At 67.6% G+C, this 19,388-nt stretch carries 15 protein-coding genes, 1 tRNA gene, 1 other RNA gene and 1 pseudogene; 8 read left to right on the forward strand and 10 right to left on the reverse strand.

Annotation, left to right across the window (positions count from 1 at the left end; genetic code table 11):
• Window positions 1–240: 240 nt before the first annotated feature.
• The 5 genes from JGS22_RS06810 to ffs form a co-directional block, all read right to left on the reverse strand.
• The gene (locus JGS22_RS06810; protein WP_211040221.1) at window positions 241–960 is read right to left on the reverse strand and encodes a DUF5063 domain-containing protein; all 720 of its coding nucleotides are present in this window, start codon (window positions 958–960) and stop codon (window positions 241–243) included.
• Entirely contained in the window at window positions 953–1,552 is a 600-nt protein-coding gene (gene recR / locus JGS22_RS06815; protein WP_211040222.1) for a recombination mediator RecR, read from the reverse strand. The genes JGS22_RS06810 and recR overlap by 8 nt, the downstream gene beginning before the upstream one ends.
• 268 nt (window positions 1,553–1,820) lie before the next feature.
• Window positions 1,821–2,159, reverse strand: coding sequence for a YbaB/EbfC family nucleoid-associated protein (locus tag JGS22_RS06820; RefSeq protein ID WP_211040223.1), 339 nt, complete (start codon window positions 2,157–2,159; stop codon window positions 1,821–1,823).
• Between the two features lie 196 nt (window positions 2,160–2,355).
• Complete coding sequence (locus JGS22_RS06825) at window positions 2,356–4,656, reverse strand: DNA polymerase III subunit gamma and tau (RefSeq protein ID WP_211040224.1); 2,301 nt, start codon at window positions 4,654–4,656, stop codon at window positions 2,356–2,358.
• A gap of 70 nt (window positions 4,657–4,726) precedes the next feature.
• Window positions 4,727–4,825: signal recognition particle sRNA small type (ffs, locus tag JGS22_RS06830), an RNA gene on the reverse strand.
• A gap of 73 nt (window positions 4,826–4,898) precedes the next feature.
• On the opposite strand from ffs, the gene JGS22_RS06835 reads away from it, so the two are divergent.
• The 3 genes from JGS22_RS06835 (at window position 4,899) to JGS22_RS06845 (ending at window position 8,626) form a co-directional block, all read left to right on the forward strand.
• Window positions 4,899–4,983, forward strand: a tRNA-Ser gene (locus tag JGS22_RS06835).
• A gap of 1,324 nt (window positions 4,984–6,307) precedes the next feature.
• A complete protein-coding gene (locus JGS22_RS06840) occupies window positions 6,308–7,888 on the forward strand; it encodes an Eco57I restriction-modification methylase domain-containing protein (protein WP_236073056.1) in 1,581 nt (526 codons plus the stop codon).
• Window positions 7,889–7,900: 12 nt separating this feature from the next.
• Window positions 7,901–8,626: a PaeR7I family type II restriction endonuclease gene (locus JGS22_RS06845; protein WP_211040226.1), complete on the forward strand. Its 726-nt coding sequence runs from the start codon at window positions 7,901–7,903 to the stop codon at window positions 8,624–8,626.
• Window positions 8,627–8,705: 79 nt separating this feature from the next.
• On the opposite strand, the gene JGS22_RS06850 is transcribed toward JGS22_RS06845, so the two are convergent.
• The 5 genes and pseudogenes from JGS22_RS06850 to JGS22_RS06865 form a co-directional block, all read right to left on the reverse strand.
• Entirely contained in the window at window positions 8,706–9,263 is a 558-nt protein-coding gene (locus JGS22_RS06850; protein ID WP_372454300.1) for a PaeR7I family type II restriction endonuclease, read from the reverse strand.
• Between the two features lie 3 nt (window positions 9,264–9,266).
• Window positions 9,267–9,634: pseudogene (locus JGS22_RS26110) on the reverse strand (transposase); the annotation flags it as partial.
• 23 nt (window positions 9,635–9,657) lie between these two features.
• On the reverse strand, window positions 9,658–11,427 hold the full coding sequence (locus tag JGS22_RS06855; protein ID WP_211040228.1) for a tyrosine-type recombinase/integrase: 1,770 nt from the start codon (window positions 11,425–11,427) through the stop codon (window positions 9,658–9,660).
• A 10-nt stretch (window positions 11,428–11,437) separates the two neighbouring features.
• Window positions 11,438–11,737, reverse strand: a complete 300-nt coding sequence (locus JGS22_RS06860) for a helix-turn-helix domain-containing protein (RefSeq protein WP_211040229.1) — start codon at window positions 11,735–11,737, stop codon at window positions 11,438–11,440.
• A gap of 149 nt (window positions 11,738–11,886) precedes the next feature.
• On the reverse strand, window positions 11,887–12,420 hold the full coding sequence (locus tag JGS22_RS06865) for a helix-turn-helix transcriptional regulator (protein ID WP_211040230.1): 534 nt from the start codon (window positions 12,418–12,420) through the stop codon (window positions 11,887–11,889).
• 281 nt (window positions 12,421–12,701) lie between these two features.
• On the opposite strand from JGS22_RS06865, the gene JGS22_RS06870 reads away from it, so the two are divergent.
• The 5 genes from JGS22_RS06870 to JGS22_RS06890 all read left to right on the forward strand — a co-directional run bounded on the left by JGS22_RS06870 (window position 12,702) and on the right by JGS22_RS06890 (window position 19,342).
• On the forward strand, window positions 12,702–14,243 hold the full coding sequence (locus JGS22_RS06870; protein WP_211040231.1) for a DnaB-like helicase N-terminal domain-containing protein: 1,542 nt from the start codon (window positions 12,702–12,704) through the stop codon (window positions 14,241–14,243).
• 256 nt (window positions 14,244–14,499) lie between these two features.
• A complete protein-coding gene (locus JGS22_RS06875) occupies window positions 14,500–15,375 on the forward strand; it encodes a DUF2637 domain-containing protein (RefSeq protein ID WP_236073058.1) in 876 nt (291 codons plus the stop codon).
• A gap of 319 nt (window positions 15,376–15,694) precedes the next feature.
• Window positions 15,695–16,096 carry a plasmid mobilization protein gene (locus tag JGS22_RS06880; protein WP_308405551.1) on the forward strand — a complete coding sequence of 134 codons (402 nt, stop codon included), beginning with the start codon at window positions 15,695–15,697 and terminating at the stop codon, window positions 16,094–16,096.
• 4 nt (window positions 16,097–16,100) lie between these two features.
• Complete coding sequence (locus tag JGS22_RS06885; RefSeq protein WP_211040232.1) at window positions 16,101–17,804, forward strand: mobilization protein; 1,704 nt, start codon at window positions 16,101–16,103, stop codon at window positions 17,802–17,804.
• A gap of 236 nt (window positions 17,805–18,040) precedes the next feature.
• Window positions 18,041–19,342 carry a GNAT family N-acetyltransferase gene (locus JGS22_RS06890; RefSeq protein WP_211040233.1) on the forward strand — a complete coding sequence of 434 codons (1,302 nt, stop codon included), beginning with the start codon at window positions 18,041–18,043 and terminating at the stop codon, window positions 19,340–19,342.
• Window positions 19,343–19,388 lie beyond the last annotated feature (46 nt).

The following is a 19,388-nucleotide window of genomic DNA, read 5'->3' on the forward strand; positions in this document are numbered from 1 at the left end:
GTGCGTACCGCCGCACCGCACCCGCCTCGCACTCGGTCGCGCCGTGTGCGTGCCGGCCGTACCCGCGCCGTTCCTCGGGATTGCCCGTGCCCGACCCGCCCGCGCAGACCCACCGGGCTCGCACGGCTCGTACCGGCCCTCGTGGCCCGGACGGCGACAGCCGCTCCTCGTACCCGAGGAGCGGCTGTCGTACAGCGGCGGAGACCGGCCGGCGCACATCGGCGCGCGGCGGCTGTGCCTCTAACTGCCCTGGCGGCGGCGCGGCTTGATACCGAGCGGAGCGCCGATCTCGGCGGCCATCACCGCTCCCGCGGCCCTCTCCAGCTCGACGTCGTCGCCATCGGCATCGTCGTCGGTGTCGAGACCGTCCAGATCCGCGAGCGGGGTGTTCAGCCGTACGTGCGCGACCAGCGACTGGAGTGCCCTGAGCGCCGCGGAGGCGGTCGGGCCCCAGTTGGAGAGGTAGGAGAACTGCCACCACCACAGCGCCTCGGAGACGCGGCCGGCTCGGTAGTGCGCCATGCCGTGCCTGAGGTCGGTCAGCACATCGGCCAGATCGTCGGAGATCCGGCACGCCACCGGCGTACTGCGGGGAACGTAGGGGTCGAAGACCTCGGAGTAGACATCGACCGGCTCGAGCAGCTTGGCCAACCGCTCCCGCAACTCGTCCACATCGGCCTCGGGGCCGATGTCCGGTTCGTACCGCTCCTCCGGAAGGATGTCCTCGTGCGCGCCCAACCGGCCGCCGGCCAGCATCAGTTGGGAGACCTCGAGCAACAGATACGGCACTGCGCTGTCGGGATCGTCGCCCTTGGCGACCTCGGTGACAGCGAGTATGAAGCTCTCCACCTGGTCGCAGATCTGCACGGCGAAGTCGTCCGGGCTGTCGGTGTACGCGGCGCGCTCGGCGCTGCGCACCTGCCCCTCGACAGTGGCGGTGGCGGTATCGGCGTCAGACATCAAGCAACCTTCTCCCCTCGAAGGCACGGCCAAGCGTGACTTCATCGGCGTACTCCAAGTCTCCCCCGACAGGCAGACCACTCGCCAGCCGTGTGACTCTCAGGCCCATGGAAGAGACCATGCGGGCCAGATACGTGGCGGTTGCCTCCCCTTCCAGGTTGGGGTCGGTGGCCAGGATCAGCTCCGTGACCGCGCCGTCGGCAAGCCTCGCCAGCAGCTCCCTGATCCGCAGATCGTCAGGGCCGACGCCCTCGATCGGGCTGATGGCGCCGCCGAGCACGTGGTAACGGCCCCGGAACTCCCGGGTCCGCTCGATCGCCACCACGTCCTTGGGCTCTTCCACGACACAGATCACGGTAGCGTCACGACGCGGATCGAGACAGACCCTGCACTGCTCCTCCTGCGCCACATTGCCGCAGACCGCGCAGAAACGGACCTTCGCCTTCACCTCGTTGAGCGCCTGCGCCAGCCTGCGCACGTCCGCGGGGTCGGCCTGGAGCACATGGAAGGCGATCCGCTGCGCGCTCTTGGGACCGACGCCGGGCAGCCTGCCCAACTCGTCGATGAGGTCCTGAACCACGCCTTCGTACACGGTCGCTGTCTTCCTTTCCTGCCTGCCCCGCACCTGTCTGCGGCGCCACGTCTGCGGCGCCACACATCTGCACCGCCACGGGGGCTCCGCCGGTGCCGTACGGCCGCACCGCACCTCCGCACCCCCGCACCGCCGGCACAGCGCTGCGCCGCCGCGCCGCACGGGAAACTCCCTCTCCCGCACCGCCCGTTGACGGCACCGCCGCGGGCGGTGCGGCCTCCGGGGAGGCCGACCGCCCTGTCACCGCGGGGCGTTGCCGCCCCGCGACTCACATCGGCAGGTTCGGCATACCGCCGCTGAGACCCTGCGCCAGCGGGCCCAGCTTCTCCTGCTGGAGCTGCGTGGCCGCGCTGTTGGCGTCGCGCACGGCGGCCAGCACGAGATCGGCGAGCGTCTCGGTGTCCTCCGGGTCGACGGCCTTGGGGTCGATCACCAGAGCCTTGAGCTCACCCGAGCCCGTGACCGTGGCCTTCACCAGGCCACCGCCCGCCGAACCCTCGACCGGGGTCTCGGCCAGCACCTGCTGCGCCTCGGCGAGATCCTGCTGCATCTTCTGCGCCTGCTGCAGCAACTGCTGCATATCGGGCTGCCCACCACCGGGAAACACGGCTTCGCTCCTTGTAGAAGTCGACTGCTCTTGACTGGACCTGCTCGCTGCACGGCGTCCGCCGCACAGCTACAGCTCTCGGACGCCGCCGGGGCGGATCCGCACAGCCGCGCCCCGCCACTGCCCCGATCACAGGACCGATACGACAGCGCTGCCGTCACGACGAGCCTACGTGCTCCGCGCGACGGCCGGGAGGTCACTGGTGACTGATCTCCTCGATCACGGTCGCGCCCAGCTCCCTGACGATCAACTCGTGGCCGGAGAGCGCCGTCTCGTCGAGATCCGCGTCGTCCTCCTGCGGGATGTCGTCCTCGGCGCTGACGTGCGGGACGGAGGCGCCGCCGCCGTAGCCACCGGACGCGGGCGGCTGCTCGGGCGCGGCCGGACGCGACTCCCGCGCACCACCCCCCTGCCCGCCGCCCTGCCCGCCGGACGACTCGGCTGCGCCCGCCCGCGGCCCGGAAGCTCCGTACGCCTCGGCGCCGGACCGGCCGGACGGTGCCGGCGCCGACGCGGTGGAGCCGTGCGGGCCCGCGGGCCCGGGGTCGGGAGGCTCCGGGTAGCCGCCGGGAGCGCCCTGCGGCCCTCCGGAGCCGAACGCCGGGCCGCCGCCGAAGCCGGCACCGGGAGCTCCGACACCGCCGAAGCCGCCACCAGGCCCGGCGGGGCCACCCGGGCCACCGCCGAACCCACCCGAACCGCCGGGGCCGCCCGACGAGCCGTCCGCGTCCACCACCGTCTCGATCTTCCACTCCACCTGGAAGCGCTCACGCAGGGCGGCGACCAGGACCTCCTCGCTGCCACCGCTGCCGAAGCTGTCGCGCGCACCGGGGTTGGTGAAGCTGAGCTGAACCGTCTTGCCGTCGAAAGCGCTGACGCGGGCGTTCTGGCTCAGCAGAATCCAGGTGAACCGGCGTCTGCTCTTCACCTCGTCCAGCAGCTGCGGCCACAGCTGCTGCACCTGCGCCAGATCCGCCGTCGCACCGCCGCCGGAGGGGCCCGCACCCGCGCCGGCACCCGCCGGCACACCGGCGGAATCCGCCTCGGGGGACGACGGGGCGTCCGGCTGCGCGGCGCCCGAACCCGACGGCCACGCGCCCGGCCTGCGGGGCTCCCCGCCCCCGCTGACGGGTCCAGGGGCCTGCGGAGGCGACGACTGCGGAGGCGAGGCCGCCTCCGGCCCGCCGGGACCGCCCTGCACCGGAGCTCCGGCACCGGGGCCGCCGGCCGGCGGCCCCGCGACGGCTGCCCCGCCGGGAACCTGCCCGCCCTGCACCGATCCACCCTGCACCGGCCCGCCCGGAACGGAACCGCCCTGCACCGCCCCACCGCCGTGCGCGACACCGCGCTCCAGCCGGTCGAGCCGCGCCTGCATCGCCCGCTCGTCGCCGTACGCGGCCGGAAGCAGCACCCGAGCGCAGATCAACTCCAACTGGAGCCGGGGCGAGGTCGCCCCACGCATCTCCGTCAGCCCGGTGTTGACCAGATCGGCGGCCCGGCTCAGCTCCGCGGGCCCGAACGCCGACGCCTGCGCCTCCATCCGCTCCCGCACATCGGCCGGTACGTCGAGCAGTCCCTTCTCCGCGGCGTCGGGCACCGCGGAGAGGATCACCAGATCCCGCAGCCGCTCCAGCAGATCGGTCACGAAACGGCGCGGATCGTGGCCGCCCTCGATCACCCGGTCCACCACCTCGAAGGCAGCCGCGCCGTCCGCCGTGGCGAACGCCTCCACCACCGAGTCGAGCAGCGCCGAGTCCGTGTAACCGAGCAGCGCGGTCGCCATGTCGTACGTCACACCCTGCTCGCCCGCCCCCGCGAGGAGCTGGTCCATCACCGACATCGAGTCGCGCACGGAGCCCGCGCCGGCCCGAACGACCAGTGGCAGCACGGTCTCCTCGACCGGAATCTGCTCCTGCCCGCACACCTGGGTGAGGTAGTCGCGCAGCGTGCCGGGCGGCACCAGCCGGAACGGGTAGTGGTGCGTACGCGAACGGATCGTCCCGATAACCTTCTCGGGCTCGGTCGTCGCGAAGATGAACTTCAGGTGCTCCGGGGGCTCTTCGACCACCTTCAGCAGGGCGTTGAAGCCCGCCGGGGTGACCATGTGCGCCTCGTCGATGATGTAGATCTTGTACCGGCTGGAGGCGGGCCCGAAGAACGCCTTCTCGCGCAGATCGCGCGCGTCGTCCACACCGCCGTGCGACGCGGCGTCGATCTCGATCACGTCGATCGAACCGCCGCCGCCGCGCGCCAGGTCCATGCAGGACTGGCACTCCCCGCACGGCGAAGGAGTGGGCCCCTGCACGCAGTTCAGACAGCGCGCCAGGATCCGCGCACTGGTCGTCTTGCCGCAGCCGCGCGGCCCGCTGAACAGATACGCGTGGTTGACCCTGTTGTTCCGCAGGGCCTGCTGGAGGGGATCGGTCACATGCTCCTGCCCGATGACCTCGGCGTAGGTCTCGGGCCGGTAGCGACGGTACAGAGCGAGGGACGACACGGGTACGACCGTAGCGGAGCCCACCGACAACCCGGACCCGCCGGCTCTCTCCGCAGGTCAACTCCCCGGCAACGACAACGCCCCCCACGCACCCGCCAGAGCCGACCTACCCTTGCTGCCTTCCGGCCCTGGGGGAGTTCAGTCAGATAGCGCCACGTGAGGGGCTGGCGCCAACAGTACCTGATGGTGGGAGGCGGTATCGAGTTCGCGACCACTCCTTCGGGTCCTGTACTGTTTGCAGCGGAGGATTCGCCTAGTGGCCTAGGGCGCACGCTTGGAAAGCGTGTTGGGTTCACCCCCTCACGAGTTCGAATCTCGTATCCTCCGCCCAGCCTCACCGGGCTGTCACGAAGCCCCCGACCGGTTCGCCGGCCGGGGGCTTCGTCGTTGGTGGTTGCAGTTTTGGTTGCAGTTGGCGCCAGCCAGGGCGACGGAGGCTGGGCAGAGCCCGGCGAACCAGAGAGCATCACCCCACGGAGACCAATACGAGGGGTACAGGGTGTCTACCGACCAGAACGTGTGCTTCCCTCCCGTAGAGAACGGGATGGACTACTTGATCAGTGTCGTAGAGCACCTTGACGGCTCATCAAAGCCCCGCGGCCTCAAGTACGCGTCCTACACCTCCAGGCGGCCACCGAGGTCCTGCTCAAGGCCAGGCTCATCACTCACGACTGGAAGCTGCTCTTCAGAACGCCCACGGAGGCAGACCAAGACGCCTTCAACCGCGGGGACTTCCTGAGCTGCACCCTGGACGACACGATCAAGCGGCTACGTAAGCGCGCAGCAGTGCCGGTGCCTTCTGAAGCGAAGGGCAACATCACCCACCTCGCTAAGCAACGCAACCGCCTACAGCAGTTCGCGCTCACCGAGCCAGCCTCCACCATCGAATCCCGTACGGCGCTGGTGCTGGACTTCCTTCTCGATTTCGTCCATGACCAGCTGCGTCCAAAACTGTCCGGCACCGACCTCGCACATCTGGACGAGCAAATGGAGATCGCGCGCCGAGGGCTCAGCCAGATACAGGCACTCGTCAAGGCGCGCATGGACCGCATCCAGCCGGCACTCGACGGCGTTGCGCAGTGGACCTTACGATGTGTGACCTGCGGCCGATGGGCCGTAGTCGCGGATGGTCGCAGGCCAGCGTGCCGCTTCTGCGGGGCTTCCTGGGACTCCGAGCGGGCAGCGGAAGTGTACGCAGCCGACTTCCTTGGTCTCACCCGTTACGAGGCTGTAACCGGCTTCAGTGGCGACCCACCGAGTGCTGCCCCAACTGCGAGTTGGACACCCTCGTCCGTGACGTGTACACCGCAGCCCACCGTGAGCAGCCAGTCCACTTCTGCTTCACGTGCGGTGAGATGTTCGAGGCACTCGACTACTGCAGCTCATGCAGTAACCCGATTGTGCCGAATGACGGAGGTTTGCTGGTCTGTGAAACGTGCTTCTCACACGCGCTTGATCGCAACTGACCGAGCCTCGCGAGCCTAGTCAGCCAGGCTGGGCGCCACCCATGCATGAACAGCACCTGGCCGGATTCGTCCCTAGTAGGGTCCGTGCTGTGGCCACTCCCCTGATCCCAGACATCGATCGACACAACCTCCCCACACTTCCCACGGAGGCTGTTGAACACGGTGAAGTCTTTACACGACGCTGGATGGTCGACCTGATCCTCGACCTCCTCGGGTACACGGCCGACAAGGATCTCTGTGACGTGAAACTCGTCGAGCCCGCCTGCGGCTCAGGCGCCTTCCTGGTCGCTGTCGCATCACGGATCAGCACCTCCTGCCGTGCGCACAATCGACCGCTCGGGGACGCAGCTGCGGCCGTACGCGCTCTGGATCTGCTGGACCGCAACGTGCAAAACAGTCGCACGATCGTCGAGAAGCAGCTGGTAGATGAAGGGTGGCCGGCGGAAGAAACCCGGCAGGTGGCAGCCGCCTGGGTCGACCAGGGTGACTACCTACTCCAGCCCGATGCAGACCACCGAGCCGACTACGTGGTCGGCAACCCTCCGTACATCCGCCTGGAAGACGTCCCCGACGACCGGATGGCGGCCTACCGCAGTGCCTGCTCCACGATGGGGGGCAGGGCAGACATCTACATCGGCTTCTACGAAGTCGCGCTGCGAAGCCTCACCCCTCGGGGGCGGCTCGGCTTCATCTGTGCCGACCGTTGGATGCGAAACCAGTACGGCCGTCGCCTCCGCCAGCTGGTGACCAGCCGCTTCAGCATGGACTTGGCCCTGGTCATGCACGACGTGGACGCCTTCGAGGATCAAGTTTCCGCCTATCCGGCGATCACGATTATCTCGAACAAGCCTCAGGGCGAAGCAGTAGCAGCGGACACCACTCGGGCCTTCGGCAGTGCCCAAGCTGACGACTTCGCCGCCTGGTGCGCAGGCAACGAGGGGGCGTCGATCACCACCCCCTCTTTCCAAGCCGCCCGCATGCCGCACTGGTTTCCCGACGAGGACTCGTGGCCAGCTGCCTCTCCCGCCAGACTGGCTGTCCTCGAAGACCTCACCGAGCGCTTCCGTCTCCTGGAGGACAAGGAGACCGGGACTCGCGTCGGCATCGGTATCGCCACCGGCGCCGACAAGGTCTTCCTCACTAACGACGACGCCCTGGTTGAGACCGACCGGCTACTGCCTATGGCCATGGTCCGTGACACCACCAGCGGCACCCTGAACTGGAGCGGCACCTTCCTGGTCAATCCGTGGACAGCCAAAGGTGATCTGGCCGACCTCACTGCCTACCCGAAGCTCGCGGCGTACTTCGAGGAGCACGGAGCCGCTCTCCGCAAACGGTACGTCGCGGTCAAGCAACCCCAGCGCTGGTACAAGACGATCGACAAGGTCGACCACTCTCTGACGCGACGTCCCAAGCTGCTGTTTCCGGACATGAAGCTGACGATCCATCCGGTCCTCGATCGAGGCGGGCTGTATCCTCACCACAACCTGTACTTCATCGTCTCGGACGTCTGGGACATGCGTGTGCTCGGTGGTCTGCTGCTGTCCAAGGTCGCGGAAGCGTTCGTGGAGGCATACGCGGTCAAGATGCGAGGGGGGACCCTCCGGTTCCAGGCTCAATACCTCCGCAAGATCCGTGTGCCCGACCCGTCATCGATCAGCGAGGGTGACCGAGCCGCACTCGGGGATGCCTTCGACAAGCGCGACGTGAACGCCGCCACGGAGGCCGCCCTGCGCGTATACGGACTGGCCGAGCTGCCTGACTAGGAGGAACGGATCTTGACGGTCACCCGCCAAGACTTCGAGGACGCCATAGCAGCGTACTGGGGCGCCAAGCAGCTGCAGAGCGAGCAGTTTGCGATCAAGGCCACGGTTGGGGCTGGAACTGCTGGGTCAGTCCGTGGCGGCAAGCACTTCGACGTGATCGCTGCTCTCTTGGCGAAATTCTTCCTGGAAGCCGGCTACCCGGCTGAGAGTATCCGCGTCAGCAAGTCCCAAGGGCTGGAGCTGCCTGGCTACTACCGGCCTCAGAAGCAGTGGGACCTCGTAGTTGTGCACGAGGGCGTACTCGTCGCAGCCTTCGAGATGAAGGCACTCGGCGGGCCGTCATTCGGCAACAACTACAACAACCGGGTCGAGGAAGCACTCGGCAGCGCGGTGGATCTTCGCCGTGCAGCCCTCGCCGAGCTGTACCCGAAGGAGAAGCCCTGGCTCGGCTACTTCTTCATCATGCAGGACGGGGAAGGGTCCAGAAGGCCGGTCAAGACCGCGAAGGGCGCCCTTCCCACCGAAAAGATCTGGCACGGCACTTCGTACCAGGACCGGTTCGGAATCTTCTGCGAGCGCCTGATGGCCGAACAGCTCTACGACGCCGCGTGCTACGTCACGTCTTCGGCTGAGACCCCCAAGCCCATCGAGCTGGTGGAGAGTCTGGACTGGAGGCATTTCTCGGCGGCAATCAACGCACGCCTCACGTACCTGAAGGACCTCGGGATACCCGGCTGAAGCTCCACAGCTCGCCGGAGTATGCCGAAACACGTGGCCCTTTCGCCCAGATGTACTCTGGGCGAAAGGGGCCTACGGCTCACTCGGCAAGCATGGCCTTGACCAGCTTGATTCGGCCTTCGATGGCCACCTGCAAGGTTCGCGCGGTCGCCGTCGGCAGAGGCTCCTTGTAGGTGATGCTGCCGTCCTCAGCCCTCTGGGTGGTGATGAACCATCCTATGTCATAGACGTTCTCGCCCACGAAGCGGCTGATCATCTCCTGATAGCGCTGGGTGTACGACATCCCCTTAAAGACAGGATCCGTCTCAAACAGCGCGTGAGACTGCCTGTTCAGCTTCTCAGTTTCTTCCGCCTCTTCCAGGACGAAGACGTAACCAAGCCACGGCGGTACGGCTCCGAAGGGGCTGTTCTTCTTATGGGCAGCCGCCAGGTCAGTGGCGCTACCCAACGCCTCCTCGAAGCGATTTTTGAAGTTCTTCCCCACGCTACCGACCTGCGATCTGAACTCAAGGGCAGCGACAAGGACTTCCTTATATAGGACGACCAGATCCCATTGCTTGCGGACGCGGTAGTACCCCGGCAAGTACGGCTTCCCTGTTCGGATGTCTCCCGCAGGGATACCGCAATCGAGGAAGATCGCCTTGTCGTAGCCGGCGGGTCGACCGCCCTTGCTGCCGCGGGCTTGCCGGTTAGCCCGCTGATTCTTCGGCTCGGGGATGGTGTGCTTGATCTGGCGTCGCCGCACGTAGCGACGGTTACGGCGGGACGAGTACGCCTTATCGCCGCCCCGCCCGGCGATCTGGTGCGCGGGTGTCCGCCGCCCGGCCGGCCGACGCGGATGCGATCCATGACCGGAATGAGTTGCGGGGCATCGTGCCACTGGCCCGGGGTGACCAACAGGGCCAGCGGGCGGCGCCCGCCCTCACTGGCGAGATGGATCTTGCAGGTCAGGCCACCCCGAAAGCGTCCGAGTCCCTCGTCGGGGCGGTGCTGCCGGGGCGTGCGTCTTCCCCGGCACTCGCCCTGCCCTCCTAACAAGCGTTGAGGTCCCCGTAATTGCCCGGATGCCTTGCCCTGTCCGTCGCCTGTGCACATGCCTCGGGAAAAGCAGCGAACACTGCCGCCTTGTCCGTGCCGCGGACTTGAGCCTCGACCTCCTGGCCAGGTCGACGGGTGGTGTGCCAGCGGACTGGGAGATCGGTATAAAGGTCGGTCTCGAACTCCCATGCGGCTACTGACTGTTGGTCATCGCAGCCGATATTGAGCCGCTCGCCACCAGGGAGGAACACGGCGTGAGCGTGGTGAACAATCCGGCGGTCGGGGATCTTATCGCGGATGGCCTGCGTGCCGCCGGGGCCCATGTCCTCCCACTTCTCCCGGCCCCATTCCTCAAGTTCCGCAAGGCTTTCACCGTGGTCGTCGCCCCACTGCGACACGAGGAAATCCGCAAGCTCCCGGTGCAGGAACGGGACGAGGCGCTCGCCAAGGCGAGCAACGTACACCGTCCCTTGTAGGCAGCCATCTCCGTGGTGAGGAGGTGCGAAGCCCCGAGCTGCAGGCCGCATCCCTCGTGGCCCCGATGCTGGCCCCCACAGCAATTCGCCGACCTTCGCGGCCGTCTGCTGGAGCACCTGGCCGGTGAGGTGCTGGTAGCGACGGCGCATACGGGCGGACTTGCCGGGCTCCCAGCCCATAATGCGGTCGACGATCGCTTCGGGGACGCCGAGGATCAGGAGCACAGTGGCGGCGGTGTGGCGGGCGTCGTGGAGTCGGCCCTCGCGGACGCCGGCGGCCTTCAGCAGGTCCTTCCACTTGTGGTAGTCGGTGTTGGGGTTGAGCGGCTCGCCTGTCGGCGAGGTGAATACGTAACCCTTTTCCGCCCACAGGTCACGGGCGAGGATCCGCTCACGCTGCTGCTCCTCCTTGTGCCGTCGCAACAGCGTCAGGAGCTGCTCGGGGACGCCGATCGTGCGCTTGCCGGCGTGGGTCTTGGTGTCCTTCGTCTCGCGCCGGGTGCTGATTTTTTGGGGGCAGTAGCCGGGCTTGCGGCGGCACTTGTTGCCACAGCCGTGCTTGTAACGGGGCCGTAGACGGCCTCGGCGTACGAAGAGCACGCCCTGCTCGAAGTCGACGTCGTCCCATTTCAGACCGAGCGCCTCGCCTTGGCGCAGGCCGAGTGCGAGTGCGATGACCCAGCGGGAGTGGTGGCGGTGCTTGGCCGCTTCAAGGAGGAGACACTGGATCTCCTCCAACGTGTACGGCTCGACCTCCTCCTCTTCGACCTTTGGGGCCTTGGCTATGGAGGCTGGGTTGGTGGTGAGGTGGCGACGGCGTACGGCCTCGTTGAGTGCCGTGTTGACTGTGCGGTGGGCCTGGTGCGCTGTACCGGAGGCGCTGCCGTTCGCCTGCATCTTGCGGTACAGGCGCTCCAGGTGCTCGGGCTCCAGCTTCTCCATGCGGTGAGCGCCCAGGCCGGGGATGAGGTGGTGGTAGACGGCCACGCGGTAGCCGTCGATGGTGTTCTCACCGACATGGGGCGCCGCGATGTTCTCCACCCAGTGAGTCAGCCAGGTTTCGACCGTCCAGGTCTGACCGGCCTTCCGAACACCTGTGGAGTCGCGCTGCTTCTCCAGCTCGCGCACGGCCTTGGTGACCTCGGGTCGGGTCTTCCGGCTGACGTGGCGACGGTCCGGTGTGCCGTCGTCTTTGACGCCGACACTGACGTATCCGTGCCAACGACCGTCCTTGCTTTGGAAAATTGACGAAGCGCCGTTGGGCTGACGGGACTTGGCGGTGTTCATTTACGCCCCCTCAGGCCGCAGTGCCGAAGCCGTCGGAACTGAGGCGGCGTTGGAGGAAGGCGTTCACCGCCTCGACCGGGACGCGGCGGAGTCGTCCGACCTTCGCGGAGGGGATCTCGCCAGAAGCGACGTACTTGTAGAGCGTGGTCCGACCGATGCCCATGCGGCGGGCGGCCTCGGCGACGGTCAGGCCGACAAGGGTCGTGTCGCCCTGGCTTGGGCTGCGCTTGGCCATGAGGGCGCGCAGGTCTTCCTCAGGTACGGCGAGGAGCTCGGCGATCTGGGAAATGGGCAGGGTGTACTGCGGCAAGGGGTACTCCTCCCCCGGCTTGGGTGGCGAGGCGGAAGCGGCAACTCCCGCGGCCGGGCCGGCGGTGTCGTTCAAGGATGGGCGGTCGGTCGCCCTCGCGAGGGCGTGGGAAGACTCGGCATTCGCATCGTCGACGGTGTCGCAGCGGGCTACTTGGGGCTGATGTCGCCCATCCAGCTCCGCTGCTTCTGCGGGTTGCCGATGTAGTGACGGTTGAACTCGCCGCCTGAGGCCACTTCGAGCTCGTGCGTCAACAAGCTCTTGATCATTTCTGCTTGGTCGGGGTTCTGCTCGCCGTAGGTGTCGAGTTCCTTTCTGATGCGAGTCATCGACGTGTCCAGCTCACGCCACTCGACCCACTTCTCGACATACTCTCCAACGAGCCTGCGGACGTGGCTGTTGGCAATCTGGGATGGCGCTGAGGTGAGGTCCTCCATCGTGATCCGGAAGACCTTGCAGAAGCCGAGGGCCTCGTCCAGGTTGACGCGTCTGCGCGGCTTGCCACTTTCGATGCGCCAGATCGCCGCCTGGTTCACCGAGTGACCGGCAGCAGCCATCTTCTCGGCCAGGATGACGGTGCTCCAGCCCCGCACCTCGCGCTCCATCTTGATGCGCTCGGCGACGTTGTCTTCCATGGCTGGACGGTTCGGCCCCACACGGGCCGCACCTTCCTCATCGCTCATGAGCGCGTTTCCTCCCAGCTCAGGGTTCAGTGCAGGCAGATTCACGAGTGAACAGCATTGCGCTTACGAATGCAAGTCATTGCGCTGCCGAAAAACCCTGGTACGGTCGTCGTCCGCCTTCGAACGGAGGTGCACGCAGGCATGCACGCGAAAGGCCCCCGGTGCTACGAACACCGAGGGCCCAAGCCAAAGCCCCGCGTATGACCGCCCATCCCTGAACGATCCAAACCGGCACCGGCCGGGGTTGCCGCCCCGTATGGCCGGACCGGGTGAGGAGCTCTATGGCCCAGACTAGGGCCCCACGTGACGACAATCCATCCAGTCACACCCTTGACGGCGCCTTCCCTTCGCCGGTGGACACCTTCGGCGAAGCTCAACAGGCCGTCGAAGCAGAGCGCGCTGTGCTCGGTGCATGTATGCACCGAGGTGACACCGTCGATGTCGTCCGCCCCGTCCTCGCAGAGGATTCCTTCTACCGGCCGGCGCACGAGACCATCTGGCGCGTCCTCCTCACCCAGTACCGAGAGGACAGGCCCACGGACCCGATCGTCCTCAGTGAGGTGCTCCAGGAGCAGGGCGATCTCAACCGTGTCGGCGGTCGCGCCTACGTGCACGGACTCGCCGACCTGCACTACAGCGTGGGCAACGCCCAGTACCACGCGGAGATCATCCGCAAGAAGGCCGAGCTCCGCCGCCTGCGCGCTTCCGCCGTACGGGCGCTCCAGCGCGCCGACGAGCCGGGAGCGGATCCAGAGGCGATACGGAGCGAGGCCGAAGCCGAGCTACGCACAGAACGCGAGCGGGCGCTGGCATCCGGCCACGGACGCCTGTCCCGCTTCGCCACCGACGGGTGGTCCTTCGTCAAGGAGACCGGCGCGGACGCCGAGCCCCTATGGGGAACGAGGGCGAAAACGCTCTGGGCGCCCGGCGAGAGCCTGATGGTCGTCGGCGCACCAGGCGTCGGCAAGACCACCCTGGCCCATCAAGTGATATTCGCCCGCCTCGGCTTTCAGGAGACCGTCCTGGAGCTGCCCGTCGCACCAAGCCGACGAGTGCTGTACCTGGCCATGGACCGTCCCAAGCAGATCGCCAAGGCCATGAACCGCCGTGTCTTCGCTACCGACGAGAAGGTCCTGCGCGACCAGCTCGTCGTCTGGCAGGGGCCGTTGCCCGCCACCCTGGACAAGGAGCCCGACCTCCTCGCCGACCTCGCAGCCGCCCACCAAGCCGACACGATCGTGATCGACAGCCTCAAGGACGCGGTCAGCACGATGGTCGACGACAGCCTCGCCGTCTCCTTCCACAACGCCCGTATGCGCGCCCTGCGAGACGGCGTGGAGATCCTGGAACTGCACCACCAGCGCAAGGCCACCGCCGACGCACCACGCGGCCAACGGCCCAGCCTGGACCAGGTCTACGGATCCACCTGGCTTACCGCAGGCGCAGGCAGCGTCCTCTTCGTCACCGGCCGGGCAGGTGACCCCGCTGTCACTCTGCACCACCTCAAGACCCCCACGGGCGAGGTCGGCCCGCTCGACGTCACGCACGACCACGCGCGCGGCACCACCACCGTCGACCCCACCAAGGACCCCGCCATTCTGTTGCGCAACGCCCCCAACGGGCTGAGCGCACGCGAGTTGGCCACGGTCCTCGTCGGCGGCAGTGACCCCGAACGTGCGGACGTGGAAAAGGCCAGGCGCCACCTGACCCGCCTCGTCGACACCGGGCTGGCCACCAGGGCCGACGGCGCCGCGGGAGGAGCCGGAGGCGGACAGCAGACCCGCTACTACGCCTCCGCCCGCTACCTCACCGCAGTCGGCTGAACCCCCAGCCGCCCCCACTCGATCGAAGCATTCACGCGACCGTACACGCGCCGCTTGCGCTCATACGGCGCCACGGGACGCGCGCAGCGCACACGCCCATATCAAAGCCGCAGGTCAAGCGATCACGTAAGCGTCCACGCCCTTCACACACCCAGGCGCTCACGCGCGAGGCCCCCTCTAGAAGGGGGCTCGCGTGAACGCCCCTCCGTGAACGCTCTGCGCCGCCACCCGCGAGATATCTTCCTGGAGCCCCTCCTTGCCCTCCCGCGCCACCCCTGCCACGGCCTCGGGCGCATCCGCGATCCGCGCCGGGGTCGCCCTGCTCGCCGCGTTCGCCTTCGCCCTGTCCTACGACGCTCTACGGCAGATGGCCGTCGCCATCCACATACGTGGGCCCCTCACGTACGCCTTCCCACTCGTCATCGACGGCTTCATCACCATCGGCATCGGCGCACTCCTCATGCTCCGAACCGCCCCCACGCACTCACGCCTCTACGTCTGGGCACTCGTCGGACTCGCCACACTCACCAGCATCTGGGCCAACGCCCTCCACGCCGTACGCCTCAACCAACAAACCGCTCCCGCCGACAACCTGCGTCTAGACGACCTCACCGTCGGCATCCTCTCCGCCATCGCCCCACTCGCCCTAGCGGGAGCCGTCCACCTCTACCTCGTCATCCAACGCCACCCCACCCCGACCACACGCCAAATAGCCACCCCGCCAGACCACGCCGCCGACAACGGCCAGCGTGATATGCCACGGCGGCCCTTCCCTCGTCCTCGCGGCGACGCCAAGGTGGCTGCCACTACCGCCGACGTGGCGCACGACGCCACCGCCCGCGCCTCGAACACCTCCGAAGTGGCCGCCACCTCCACACCTCCAGCCACACAGGCCAACGGCGGGCCTGGCGAGACCTCTCGGCCAGACAGGTTGGCCCTCGCCCTGACCGCGCCACTGGGGCGCGGCGACCGCGCCTCACGACGCCACATCGAGACCACCTTCCGAAACAAGAGACTCAGCATCGGCCGAGCGGAAGCGGACAAGCTCAAACAACTCGTCCAAGCCGAACTCGACGAAGCCCCTTCCCCGGCGCAGGCAAAAACCGCTACCACCAGGGACAACGCCGTCTGAGATCCACGCTCCCTCAGCTGCTGCGAATCAACGGCGTGCCCCTGCACGCACCGCCGACAGGACCCTCACGGCACGTCGCGCCCCACGCCCGTCGCCTCCGGAGAAGAAGTACCGCATGCACGAACCGCACCACGAACTGCCCACCGAACAACGCGAGATGACAAGCACCAAGCCCACCAGCGCAGCAAGTTGTCGGGTAAGGAGTCCTTACCCGACCCCCGCCCCGCAGGGGGCGGAGGCATCCGGTGCCGGGGCGGCACCGGAGTCGGTCGCCCCGGGGGCGCCGACCGAGGGAGCGGGCAACGAGCCGTCATCGAACGTGCCGCAGCAGCCTGCGCCGCGTCGCCGACTGCGTGACAAGCAGCTGCGCGAGCACCGCGTCCATCCCCGCTACAACGACGACGAATTCGCCCTCGTCCGCCAAGCCGCTGCCCTGAGCAACATGCAGCCCGGCGGTTACGTCGCCGAGTGCTCGCTAGCCGCAGCCCGCTCCGAGGACCCCACCGCGGCCGTCGCCGACTACCGCGCCATGGTCAAGACCCTGATGGCCGCCAACGGGCAGCTCGGCAAGATCGGCAGCAACCTCAACCAGCTCACCCGTCACCTCAACCAGGACGGAGCGTGGCCCCACCACTCCACCGTCCGCCGTCTCCTGGACCGTGTCGAGTCGTCCATCGCAGACCTCGACGCCTCCATCGCCCAGGTCACAGAGGGACGGTGAGCCCGTGATCCCCAAGATCATCCTCGGTAAGGGGCCGGACGCCACACGCCGCACCATCGGCTACCTCTTCGGCCCCGGCCGCGCCAACGAACACACCGACCCGCACCTGGTGGCCTCCTGGAACGGCTTCGCCCCCGACCCCGGCCGCAGCCCTCACCGCGATCCGAAAGAGGTGGAGAAGCAGCTCGCCGCCCAACTCGACCAGCCCGTAAAGATACTGGGCGACAAGGCCCCGAAGTTCACGGTGTGGCACTGCCCCGTGCGCGCCGCCCCCGAAGACCCGATCCTCACCGACGACCAGTGGGCCGAGGTCGCCCGCCGGATCGTGGCCGCCGCCGGCATCGCACCCGACGGCGACGAGGATGCCTGCCGCTGGGTGGCCGTCCGCCACGCCGACGACCACATCCACATCGCCGCCACCCTGGTCCGCCAGGACGGCCGCCGTCCCAAGCGCGACTATGACCAGCGCGCCGTTCAGAAGACAGCCCGCAATATCGAAGTCGACTACGGGCTCAGGAGGTTGAAGGCCGGCGACGGCACTGCCGCCAGGCGCGCCACCAGCAAGGAGCACTTCAAGGCCAAGCGTCTGGGCCAAGACGCCACCCCCCGCGACGTGCTACGCCTGCGAGTGCGCCGCGCGGTTGCCGCCGCGGACAGCGAAGCCGGGTTCCTTTTTCTGCTGGAAGCGACCGGCGTGAACGTACGCCTCAAGCGCGGCCCCTCCGGCTACGCCCTCGGTTGCAACTTCGCCCTGCCCGGCGACACCAACGACCAAGGCGAGCCCGTCTACTACGCGGGCTCCACCCTCGCCCCCGACCTGTCCCTGCCCATGATCCGCGAACGCCTCGTCACCACCAGCCCCGCCCCGACCACCGTCCCGCCGGGCAACCCCTGGCACCAGGCCACTGCCGCCGGCGAACGCATCCCCCACCACCTCGCCTATGGCGACGACCAGTCCGCGCAGGGCCAACTCGTCGCCCTCGGTATGACTTTGGATCTGCTACCAGAGACCGCACCTCGTGCGGTCAGGGCCGAACTCTCACAAGCCGCTACCGCCTTCGAGCGCGCCACCCGCTCCCGCATCACCGCCGACCTCGACAGCACCCGCGCACTACGTCGCGGCCTTCAAGGCATCTGGCGCGAGCGTCCTCAGGATCGTGACGGCACCGGACTCGCGATGCTCCTGGACGTGACCCTCACTGCGGTCGCGTTCGCGATGCACTGGCACCGCACCCACCAGCACGCGCAACAGGAAGCTGCAGCCCAACAGGCCCTCGTCCATCTGCATGCCGCGTGCGCCCAGGTCGTCGAGCCCGTCCTGACACAGCTCGCGCGACGCACCCCCAACGTCCAGGCCAAGCGACGCTACACCCGCCACATCCAGGCGACCGTGCCGGAACACGCTGAACGCATCCTCAACGACCCCGCCTGGGACGCCCTGGCCACCGTGCTCGCCCAGGCAGAAGCCACCGGACACAACACAGCCACCATCCTCGGCCGAGCGATCAGCCAGCGCACCCTGGACGACGCCCGCAGCCCCGCCCGCGCCCTGACCTGGCGCATCCGCCGCCTCGGCGAACGCCACGTCCCCAGCCCCCGAGCCCAAGCAGCAAATGTCCGCAGCAGTACTGCGCAACGCTCCAGTGCTCCAGTCCGTCCCTCGGCCACGGTTCCGCTCCAGCAGCGGTCTCCAGCGCGGCGGCGCTGATCAGGACACCGGCCCCACAGCTCGCGCTCCTCCTCATCGATGAGAACCACAAGCTGGCCGGCTTCTACAGCAGTGCGGCCAGCCCGCACTCACCCAAGCCTTTCGAAGTCCGGCCTGTTCCGAAGCGCGTCAGCAGGAAGGGGCGGAAGATCCGCAATACCGCACGGCTCACATGATCCACCCGGCATCCTGTAGACGTCCCCTGGCCGATGTCTACAGCCTCAGGAGCAGAGCGCATGACCGAGCGAACTGTCCACCTCGACCCTGATCCATACGACTGGCGCTCCCGGAAGATTGGTGTCCGACCCAACCGTTGGTATGCCGCGGTCCACCTTGACCGTGACGGGTATGCCGACGCTGCGCGGCGGCAGGGACTCGACCCCGAACTGCCCTCCGCCTACACAGAAGCCGTCGATGAGGCGCGCAGCGTGGCCATAGACCGTATCTGGTACGACGGCTCCACGGACTCCTTCACATGGGGCAACGGTCCGGGCGGGGTAACGTTGTTTGTTCCCTTCCGGCATGTCGAGACTACGGTCGAGGCGCTGCGTGTCGCCGAGCTAGACCACGACTACGGCATGTTCCGGGCGCTCGCTGACCAGCTGGCCCTGCCCGTCGATGACTGGTTGGCCCCCGGCGAACGGGAGCTCATCCGTGGTGTCGACTTCGACCCACCGCCCAGCGTGTTCCTGAGGTTCCTGCGACGCAAAGCCAAGCAGCACGGAGTGCGCCTCAACGGCCGGGCCACCGCCGGCAGCGTCTGGATCCGCCCGACGCTGTCAGCATTCGAGAAGCAGATACGGGAACAACTCCCCGAGCAGTATCCCGGCTGGGTGGACCGCTGGTCCGGCTATGTCGAGCCGGACGGTATGCCGTTTCGGCCCTGGGTGGGCGGCCAAGACCAGGGCCTCAGCTACAGGGCGGCCCACGTCGAGTTCCGTGAAGTGACGACACCGGACCGCCATAAATGCCCCTGCGGCATGAGCCTTCACGACCTCTCGGACGGCGATAGCGAGCACACCACTCACCACACGGCGTGGACGTTCGGCGTCCGTGCGCCCAAGAACCTTGACTGGCATAGCGCCTTAGCCGTCGTGACGACCCAGTCAGCCATCGCGTGGCGAAGGCTGACCAATCGGGTGGCGCGGATGCCGCAGAAGGAGGAGCACTACGACTTCAGCTCGTGGACCCACCTGGGGGAGCCAAAAGTAACCTCGGACAACGTGCGAGCCTACCTGCTGAAGGCGAACGGGCACGTCATCGGATACCTGATGGCCCACGACACCAGTGAGCACCACAGTTGGGACTTCAGCGACGGTCCGCTGGGCGGCGACCCCGACGACACCCTGCGCCCACGCATCATCCTGATCTGGGTCGCGGACATCTACCGTCACCAGGGCGTCGGTGCCAGGCTCGTTCAAGCGCTCGCCGACGACTTCGGATGTCAAGTTGCTGACGTGTCCTGGTCGACCCCGGTCAGTGAAGCGGGCCAGCGACTCGCCTGCCGGGTCTCACCCCAGGGGGTTTGGCTCAGTTGACGCCGAACTCGACAAATAAGCCCCGGCAGCAAGGCGGCACGTTCTG

This window comes from Streptomyces tardus (genome assembly GCF_018101125.2).
Classification (GTDB): domain Bacteria; phylum Actinomycetota; class Actinomycetes; order Streptomycetales; family Streptomycetaceae; genus Streptomyces; species Streptomyces tardus.

Excerpts from the sequence above, each read along its gene's own strand:
- JGS22_RS06810 (WP_211040221.1), bottom strand. The coding sequence starts at position 960 with ATGTCTGACGCCGATACCGCCACCGCCACTGTCGAGGGGCAGGTGCGC.
- JGS22_RS06840 (WP_236073056.1), top strand. The coding sequence starts at position 6,308 with ATGGTCGACCTGATCCTCGACCTCCTCGGGTACACGGCCGACAAGGAT.
- JGS22_RS06855 (WP_211040228.1), bottom strand. The coding sequence starts at position 11,427 with ATGAACACCGCCAAGTCCCGTCAGCCCAACGGCGCTTCGTCAATTTTC.
- JGS22_RS06865 (WP_211040230.1), bottom strand. The coding sequence starts at position 12,420 with ATGAGCGATGAGGAAGGTGCGGCCCGTGTGGGGCCGAACCGTCCAGCC.
- JGS22_RS06870 (WP_211040231.1), top strand. The coding sequence starts at position 12,702 with ATGGCCCAGACTAGGGCCCCACGTGACGACAATCCATCCAGTCACACC.
- JGS22_RS06890 (WP_211040233.1), top strand. The coding sequence starts at position 18,041 with ATGACCGAGCGAACTGTCCACCTCGACCCTGATCCATACGACTGGCGC.